Genomic DNA, 2,234 nt, shown 5'->3' on the forward strand with positions numbered 1-2,234 from the left:
GGCAACCCGACCTCTTCTTTCAGAGCACGGATCAGGATCTTGGCCGAGGCGGGTTTCAGCAAACCGGCCATGTCCTTGAGACCCAGCACATGCGCGCCTGCATCGCGCAGTTCCTTGGCCATGCCGACATAGTATTTCAGGTCGTACTTGGCGCGATCCGGGTCGAGGATATCGCCGGTGTAACAGACGGTGCCTTCGCAGATTTTGCCGTTCTCGACGACGGCATCCATCGCGACCCGCATATTTTCCACCCAGTTCAGCGAGTCGAAGACGCGGAACACGTCGATATTCTGCGACGCCTGGCGCACGAACTCCCGCACAACGTTGTCGGGATAGTTGGTGTAGCCAACCCCGTTCGCGCCGCGCAGCAGCATTTGGGTCATCAGGTTCGGCATCGCTTCGCGCAGATCGCGCAGGCGCTGCCACGGGCATTCCTGCAGGAACCGATAGGCCACATCAAAGGTCGCACCGCCCCAGCATTCGACTGAGAACAGTTGTGGCAGATTCGCCGCATAGCTGGGCGCGACCTTGATCATGTCGATTGACCGCATCCGCGTTGCCAGCAACGATTGGTGCCCGTCGCGCATGGTGGTGTCGGTGATCAGCAGCTGACGTTGCGCTTTCATCCAGTCAGCAACCGCCTGCGGGCCCTTCTGCTCCAGCAGGTTGCGAGTGCCCATCTGGGGTTCAGCCTTCAGCGCAGGGGGCTTGGCCTCTTTCAAATCGGCGCGCGGCTCGGGGCGATCCTTGGTCTCAGGGTGACCGTTGACCGTGATATCCGCGATATAGGTCAGAACCTTGGTGCCTCGGTCACGGCGCTTTTTGAACTGGAACAGGTCCGCCGTCTCGTCGATGAACTTGGTGGTGTATTCATTCGACAGAAAGGTCGGGTGCTTCAGCAGGTTTTCGACAAAGGCGATATTGGTCGAGACACCGCGAACGCGGAATTCGCGCAGCGCGCGATCCATGCGCGCAATCGCCTTTTCGGGAGTCGGAGCCCAGGCGGTGACCTTGGTCAGCAGCGAGTCATAATACCGCGTGATTACCCCGCCCGCGTAAGCGGTGCCGCCGTCTAGACGGATGCCCATGCCGGTGGCCGAACGATAGGCGGTGATGCGGCCATAGTCGGGGATGAAGTTGTTCAGCGGATCTTCGGTCGTCACGCGGGTCTGCAGCGCGTGGCCGTTTAGACGAATCTCATCCTGGTTGGCTTTGCCAGTGGCCTCGGCCAGCGTCTTGCCCTCGGCGATCAGGATCTGAGCCTGAACGATGTCGATGCCCGTGACCTCTTCGGTGACGGTGTGTTCCACCTGAACGCGCGGGTTGACCTCGATGAAGTAGAACTTGCCGGTGTTCATATCCATCAGGAATTCGACGGTCCCCGCGCATTCATAATTCACATGGGCGCAGATGCGGCGGCCCAGTTCACAAATCTCGGCACGTTGCTCTTCGGTCAGATACGGTGCGGGCGCGCGTTCCACGACCTTCTGATTGCGACGCTGGACCGAGCAGTCGCGCTCGTACAGGTGATAAATCTCGCCATGCTTGTCGCCCAGGATCTGCACCTCGACATGGCGGGCGCGGGTGATCATCTTCTCCAGATAGCCCTCGCCATTGCCAAAGGCGGCCTCGGCTTCGCGACGGCCCTCCAGCACTTTTTCTTCCAGCTCATCTTCGGACAGGATCGGCCGCATGCCACGCCCGCCACCGCCCCAGCTGGCCTTGAGCATCAGCGGATAGCCGATCTCGGCCGCCTCGGCCTTGATGGCGACCATGTCGTCGCCCAGCACTTCCGTCGCCGGGATCACCGGCACATCCGCCGCGATCGCCACTTTCCGCGCGCTGGCCTTGTCGCCAAGGGCACGCATGGTTTCCGCCTTGGGGCCGATGAAGGTAATACCGTTCTGAACGCAGGCATCGACGAAATCGGGGTTCTCGGACAGCAATCCGTAACCGGGGTGGATCGCGTCGGCACCACATTCCTTGGCCACGCGGATGATCTCGTCGATCGACAGGTAGGCGGCAACCGGCCCCATTCCCTCGCCAATGCGATACGCCTCATCCGCCTTGAAGCGATGCAAGCCCAGCTTGTCTTCTTCGGCAAATACAGCAACGGTCTGTTTGCCCATCTCGTTGGCTGCGCGCATCACGCGTATGGCAATCTCGCCGCGATTGGCGATCAGGATCTTGTTGAAGTCGGTCATTGCGGGTCCCGGTCTTGGTGGTTTGGCCTT

Annotated in this window: 1 protein-coding gene; it reads right to left on the bottom strand. The window is 60.8% G+C overall.

Translation table 11 applies throughout. The features are described from left to right. Positions 1-2,204: pyruvate carboxylase (locus ACR0LX_RS22920; RefSeq protein ID WP_480785628.1), on the bottom strand; the 2,204-nt coding region annotated here is incomplete at its 3' end. Between the last annotated feature and the right edge of the window lie 30 nt (positions 2,205-2,234).

It is taken from the genome of Ruegeria sp. CH11 (assembly GCF_056537105.1).